Consider the following 239-nt stretch of genomic DNA (forward strand, 5'->3'; position numbering starts at 1 on the left):
GACTAGTCGTCGGCAGCGTCAGATGTGTATAAGAGACAGATGGTGACGAGGGCGGACGCCGTTAGAATTTCCCAGTTGCCGCCGCGGGAACCGAGCAGCGCATTCAGCGCGCCGGTCAGCACCTGTCTCTTATACACATCTCCGAGCCCACGAGACTACGCTGCATCTAGGGGGCCGTTTTTTGTTTTGGAAGGGGGGGGGGGGGGGGGGGGGGGGGGGGGGGGGGGGGGGGGGGGGGG

General features: G+C 65.7%; 1 protein-coding gene. It reads right to left on the reverse strand.

What is annotated here, in order from left to right; genetic code table 11:
• Positions 1-2: 2 nt before the first annotated feature.
• Complete coding sequence (locus ACPYOJ_RS35575) at positions 3-137, reverse strand: hypothetical protein (protein ID WP_481420418.1); 135 nt, start codon at positions 135-137, stop codon at positions 3-5.
• Positions 138-239 lie beyond the last annotated feature (102 nt).

The sequence above is a fragment of the Rhizobium sp. SVR5-9E genome, from assembly GCF_056755095.1.